General features: G+C 66.1%; 6 protein-coding genes and 2 pseudogenes. All 8 read left to right on the top strand.

All coding sequences use genetic code 11. The features are described 5' to 3' along the window. On the top strand, positions 1-715 hold a 715-nt coding region (locus tag DM995_RS12865), incomplete at its 5' end, for a cytochrome b (RefSeq protein WP_198669357.1). A 30-nt stretch (positions 716-745) separates the two neighbouring features. Further along, a pseudogene (locus DM995_RS12860) lies at positions 746-1,207 on the top strand (cytochrome c1); the annotation flags it as partial. A 2-nt stretch (positions 1,208-1,209) separates the two neighbouring features. Further along, a pseudogene (locus DM995_RS12855) lies at positions 1,210-1,800 on the top strand (ABC transporter permease); the annotation flags it as partial. Next, positions 1,797-2,609 (top strand): ABC transporter ATP-binding protein, encoded by an 813-nt coding sequence (locus DM995_RS12850; RefSeq protein ID WP_116969676.1) that lies wholly within the window; start codon positions 1,797-1,799, stop codon positions 2,607-2,609. The pseudogene DM995_RS12855 and the gene DM995_RS12850, both read left to right, overlap by 4 nt. Next, entirely contained in the window at positions 2,609-3,085 is a 477-nt protein-coding gene (locus DM995_RS12845) for a CopG family ribbon-helix-helix protein (RefSeq protein ID WP_031317874.1), read from the top strand. Before DM995_RS12850 ends, DM995_RS12845 begins: the two co-directional genes overlap by 1 nt. After that, on the top strand, positions 3,082-3,906 hold the full coding sequence (locus DM995_RS12840) for an urea amidolyase associated protein UAAP1 (RefSeq protein ID WP_116969675.1): 825 nt from the start codon (positions 3,082-3,084) through the stop codon (positions 3,904-3,906). The genes DM995_RS12845 and DM995_RS12840 overlap by 4 nt, the downstream gene beginning before the upstream one ends. A 19-nt stretch (positions 3,907-3,925) precedes the next feature. Continuing rightward, on the top strand, positions 3,926-4,561 hold the full coding sequence (locus tag DM995_RS12835) for an urea amidolyase associated protein UAAP2 (RefSeq protein ID WP_116969674.1): 636 nt from the start codon (positions 3,926-3,928) through the stop codon (positions 4,559-4,561). After that, positions 4,558-6,291, top strand: a 1,734-nt coding sequence (locus DM995_RS12830) for an ATP-binding protein (protein WP_286164951.1), incomplete at its 3' end; no start/stop codon positions are given. The genes DM995_RS12835 and DM995_RS12830, both read left to right, overlap by 4 nt.

Raw genomic sequence — 6,291 nt, 5'->3', positions numbered from 1 at the left:
CCGCTTCTTCTCGCTGCACTATCTGCTGCCGTTCGTGATCGCCGGTGTCGTGATCCTGCACATCTGGGCGCTGCACATTCCGGGTTCGTCGAACCCGACCGGCGTGGAAGTGAAGTCGGAATCGGACACCGTGCCGTTCCACCCCTATTACACCGCCAAGGACGGTTTCGGCCTGGGCGTGTTCCTGATCCTGTTCTGCGCCGTTCTGTTCTTCGCGCCGAACATGCTGGGCCACCCGGACAACTATATCCCGGCCAACCCGCTCTCGACGCCCGCCCACATCGTGCCCGAATGGTATTTCTGGCCGTTCTACGCGATCCTGCGCGCCTTCACCTTCGACTTCTTCATCGTTCCGGCCAAGCTGCTCGGTGTGCTGGCGATGTTCGCATCGATCCTGCTGCTGTTCTTCCTGCCCTGGCTCGATCGTTCGCCCGTCCGTTCGGGCAACTATCGCCCGCTGTTCCGCACCTTCTTCATCGTCCTGGTCATCGACGTGCTGATCCTCGGCTATCTCGGCGGTGCACCGGCGGAAGAACCCTATGTGATGCTCAGCCAGCTGGCTTCGGCTTATTATTTCGCCCACTTCCTGATCATCCTGCCGATCATCTCGAAGATCGAAAAGCCCAAGCCGCTGCCCTTCTCGATCACCGAGGCGGTGCTCGGCAAGGACAGCCATGGTACGGCAGGCGGCCCCGCGCTGCAGCCCGCCGAATAAGCCCTGACGCAATAAGGAAAGTCATTCGACATGATTCGCATTGGTGCATTTTTGGTCGGGCTGTTCTTCAGCGGCTGGCTGCTGGTCTCCTTCGGTGTCGGTGCGGCCGCCTATATCAGCGAGCCGCCCCAGCCGACGGCAGAGCATGAATTCCACCTTCACCCCAAGAAGCTGGCGCTGAGCAGCGATGGCCCGATGGGCAAGTTCGATCGCCAGCAGCTGCAGCGCGGTTTCCAGGTGTACAAGGAAGTCTGCTCGGCCTGCCACTCGATGCGTCTGGTGGCGTTCCGCAACCTGAGCGAGCTTGGCTATACCGAGGACGAAGTGAAGGCGATCGCCGCCAACTGGCCCGCCCAGACCCCGTCGATCGATCCGGCCACCGGCGAGGCGACCACGCGCAAGCCGCTGCCTTCGGACTATATCCCTTCGCCGCACGCCAACGAAACCGCTGCGCGCGCCGCCAACAACAACGCGCTGCCGCCTGATCTTTCGCGGTGGCGAGCCTCTACCGGCTCGGACTGGGGCTGGGCATCGCGACGCTGACCGCGTTGGTCGTCAGCCTGGTGCTGGGCGTGCTACCGCCGGTGCGCGCAACCCTTGGCCCACTGGTCACCGGCATCGCGGTCATCCCGCCAATCGCGCTGCTACCGATCCTGTTCATTGCGCTGGGCCTGGGCGAGACCGCCAAGATCGCCTTGATCGCCATCGGTGTCGCGCCGGTGATGATCCGCGACATCGCGGCCTATATCGCCGCGCTGCCTGCCGAACAGGTGATCAAGGCGCAGACTTTAGGCGCACGTTCCTGGCAGATCATGATCCGCGTCGCCTTGCCCCAGGCGATGCCGCGGCTGATCCATGCCGTTCGGTTGGCGCTCGGCCCGGCCTGGGTCTTCCTGATCTCGGCCGAGGCGATCGCGGCGGATGTGGGCCTTGGCTACCGCATCTTCCTCGTCCGCCGGTACCTCTCGATGGACGTCATCCTGCCCTATGTCGCGTGGATCGCGCTCCTGGCGATCGTGATGGACTGGGCACTCGCGCTCACCAGCCGCAAGGCCTTTCCCTGGGCGGAAGGGCAGGGCCGATGAGCGCCGCACCGATCCTCAGCCTCCAGCCAATCCTCAGCCTTCAGAACGTCTGGGTCGAATATGGCGACAAGATCGTGCTGGAAAAGGTCGATCTTGACATCCAGCCGGGCTCGTTCGTGTCGATCGTCGGCCCCTCGGGCGCGGGCAAGTCGAGCCTGCTGCGCGTCATCCTGGGTCAGGAGCGCCCGACGCGGGGCACCATATCGCTCGATGGCCAGCCGCTTGCGCCCGAATGCGGGCCCGATCGCGGCGTGGTGTTCCAGCGCTATTCGGTCTTCCCGCACCTGAGCGCGCTCGGCAATGTCTTGTTCGGGCTGGAATGCGAACAGGCGCCGCTGACCGCGCGGCTGTTCGGCTCCGCGCGCAAGGCAGCGCGCGAGCAGGCCGAGGCGATGCTGGTCGCGGTGGGGCTGGCCGACAGCATGCACCAATATCCCGCGCAGCTTTCGGGCGGCATGCAGCAGCGGCTGGCCATCGCGCAGGCGCTGATCAAGCGGCCGCGCATCCTGCTGCTCGACGAACCCTTCGGCGCGCTCGACCCGGGCATCCGCGCCGACATGCACGCGCTGATCCAGCAGCTGTGGAGCGATTATGCGCTGACCATCATCATGGTGACGCACGACATCCGCGAGGCGTTCACGCTCGGCACCCGCGTGCTCGCGCTCGACAAGCGCCGGCACGATCCGCACGCGCCGCACCGCTTCGGCGCGACCGCGGTCTACGACCTCACCCTCAACAAGAAGAGCAACCCGGAAGCCCCGGAAAAACCGGCGGTTCTGGAGATTGCCAAGACCCAGGAGAACGCATGATGGGAACCGAGCCGACCAGTGTCGCCCGATTGTCGATGAGCCTTCCGAGCGAGCTGTTCCGCCAGCTCGACATGATGGTCGAGGAGCGCGGCCTGCCGTCGCGATCGCAGCTGATTGCCGAGCTGATCCGCCACGCGCTTGCCGCGCACGAGGCGACGACGCGGCCGGACGAGATGCTCGCGGGCACGCTGACCATCGTCTATCGCGGCGACCGGGGCCGGGTGCGCCATCAGCTCGCGCAGACTCAGGCCGAATATCTCAAGGAGGTCATCTCCTCGCAGCACGTGTTCCTCGAGGACGACCAGTCGCTCGAGGTGCTGCTGGTCCAGGGGCCTGCCGTCCGCCTCAACGAGCTGTGCGATGCGCTGCGCCGGGTGCGCGGCGTTCACCAGCTGCAACTCGTCACCACCACCGCCCTGTTGCCGCCGCTCTACGAGCCGGACGCGGGCGACCATGCCAAGGGAGCCGCTGCATGACCGCCGTATTGAGCGATCCGTCTGCCGCCCGCGCGCATGCCCGCGCCATGGCGGGCACGCGCGTCGAATCGATGCCCGTGCTGCCGCCGGTTGCCGATGATCTGCCCGAGGGCGTCGCGGCTGAGGACCTGCTCTGGGAAGAGACCATCGCGCCCGGCGGCTATGCCACGCGCAGGCTGGCGCGCGGCACCCGGCTGCGGCTCATCGACTTGAAGGGCGATGCCTGTGCCGGGCTGCAACTGTTCAATGCGGAGATGCCGACCGAGCGCCTCAACGTCGCCGATACGGTCAAGGTGCAGTGGAACGCCTATCTAAGCGCGGGCAAGCTGCTGCTGTCGGACATGGGCCGCGTGCTGATGAGCATCGTCGAGGACAATGCGGGCACGCACGATGCCTTCTGCGGCACCTCCAACGTTGCGACCAATGCCGCGAAATATGGAGAGGGTGCCAATTACAGCCCCTATCCCAATGGCCGCGAACGGTTTCTGCTCGGCGCGGCCAAGCATGGGCTGGGGCGGCGCGACGTCCACCCCTGCATCAACCTGTTCAAGGGCGCGACCATAGCCGAGGATGGCAGCATCGTGCCCGATGTCGGTCCTTTCGAGGGCGGACGCAGCGTGCTGCTGCGTGCCGAGATGGACGTGGTCGTGGTGATCGCCAACGTGCCGCATGTGCTCGACCCGCGCTCCCAATATAGCGTCACGCCCTTCCGCGTCACCGCCTGGCGCGGGGAGGTGACGCCGGAAACCGACCCCATTCGCAACGCGACGCCCGAGGGCCAGCGCGCCTTTCTCAACGTCGAAGACTATTTCCGTCGCTGATCGCAGGAGTTTCACCCGAATGAGCGCCGATCCCCATATCGCCGGCCTTTCCGGCCCCATCGTCCATGACGAGATCGTGCCCGCACGCGCGCCATGGCTGCACCATATCGCCGCCGGTCAGACGCTGCGCATCGTCGATCTGGAAGGCAATCAGGCTGTCGACTTCCTGCTCTATGCGACCGCCGACGATGCCGAACGCTACAGCGCGCAGGATACCGTCGCGGCGCAGGGCAATCTGTTCCTGCGCGAAGGCACCGTGCTGCGCTCCAACGAGGGGCGCCCGATGATGACGATCGTCGGCACTGCGGTCGATTATCACGACACGATCGGCGGCGCGTGTTCGTGCGAATCCAATACCTTGCGCTATGGTCATCACACCAAGTCCGAACATGCCTGTGTCGAGAACTTCCTCGAGGCCAACCTGGTCGAAGGGCGCGGCAAGCGCGATATCGTCTCGAACATCAACTTCTTCATGAACGTGCCGGTCGAGGCCGACGGCTCGCTGGGCATAGTCGACGGGATTTCCGCGCCGGGCCTGACGGTCGATCTGCGCGCCGAGATGGACGTGACCGTGGTCGTCTCCAACTGCCCGCAGATCAACAATCCCTGCAACGGCTTCAACCCCACGCCCGTGCGCATGATCGTCACCGCATGAGTTACGACACCGTTCTCATCGCCAATCGCGGCGCCATCGCCACGCGCATCATCCGCACGTTGCGCAAGATGGGGCTGCGCTCGGTCGCGGTCTATTCGGAGGCCGACGAGGATTCGCTGCATGTCGCGCTCGCCGACGAGGCGGTGTGCATCGGCCCGGCACGTGCAAGCGAGAGCTATCTCAACGTGGCGGCGATCCTGGAGGCGGCCCGCTCGACAAGAGCAGGCGCGATCCATCCGGGCTATGGTTTCCTCGCCGAGAATGCCGAATTCGCAGAAGCCTGCGCAGCGGCAGGCATCGTGTTCATCGGTCCCGATCCCGACAATATCCGCACTTTCGGGCTGAAGCACAGCGCGCGCGCGCTGGCAGCGGCGCATGACGTGCCGCTCGCCCCGGGCACCGACCTTCTCACCGACGAGGCCGAGGCAGTCGCGGCGGCGGAGCGCATTGGCTTTCCTGTGATGCTCAAGGCGACCGCGGGCGGCGGCGGCATCGGCATGCGCGTGTGCGAGACGGCCGAAGATGTTCGCGAGGGCTTTGCCACCGTGGCGCGGCTCGGCCAGGGCAATTTCGGCGATTCGGGGGTGTTCCTCGAGCGCTTCATCCGCCGCGCACGGCATATCGAGGTGCAGATTTTCGGCGACGGTGCGGGCCGCGTCGTCGCGCTGGGCGAGCGCGACTGCTCGTTGCAGCGCCGCAACCAGAAGGTGGTCGAGGAAGCGCCCGCGCCGCTGCTGCCCGATACGATCCGCGCCGAGCTTTACGCCGCGGCGATCCGTCTGGGCGAGGCGGCGCGCTATCGGTCTGCCGGGACTGTCGAATTCCTCTACGATGCCGAGCGCAAGGAGTTCTTTTTCCTCGAAATGAACACCCGGCTCCAGGTCGAGCATGGCGTGACCGAAGAGGTGTTCGGCATCGATCTGGTCGAATGGATGGTGCGCGGCGGGCAGGGCGATTTTGCCTTACTCGACAGCGCGCCGACTGCGCCCAGCGGCCATTCGGTCCAGGTGCGCCTCTATGCCGAGGACCCGGGACAGGACTATCGCCCGACCTCGGGCACGCTGACTTCGGTGCGCTTCCCGGACGACATTCGCACCGAGACCTGGGTGATGGCGGGCAGCACGGTGAGCAGCTGGTACGACCCCATGCTCGCCAAGCTGATCGTGCATGCCGAGACGCGCGAGCTTGCGGTCGCCGCGATGCAGGCCGCGCTCGACCAGTCGCGCGTTGATGGCATCGAGAGCAATCTGCGCTGGCTGCGTGAGGTGGTGCGCGCGCCGGCGTTCGTCACCGGCGAGGTTTCGACCCGCGCGCTCGAAAGCGTGGTCTACTTGCCCCAAAGCATCCAGGTGGTGAGCGGTGGCACCGCGACCACGGTGCAGGACTGGCCGGGGCGGCAGAAGCTCTGGGCGGTCGGCGTTCCGCCTTCGGGGCCGATGGACGACCAGTCGTTCCGGCTGGGCAACCGGCTGCTCGGGAATCCCGAAGGCACGTCCGGGCTGGAACTGACGCTGACCGGGCCGACGCTGCTGTTCAATGCGCCAGCACGCATCTGCCTGATGGGCGCGGATTTCGGCGCGACATTGGATGGCGTTCCGGTCGAACGCGGCGTGCCGGTCGATGTCGCGGCGGGCCAGACGCTGAGCCTGGGTCGCGCGACCGGCGGCGGCCTGCGCGGTTATATCCTGTTCGCAGGCGGGCTCGACATCGCGCCCTATCTCGGCAGCACC

Origin of the sequence: Blastomonas sp. UPD001, from assembly GCF_003426715.1 — a bacterium.
GTDB lineage: Bacteria > Pseudomonadota > Alphaproteobacteria > Sphingomonadales > Sphingomonadaceae > Blastomonas.
This window is presented reverse-complemented; position numbering and strand designations above follow the sequence as displayed.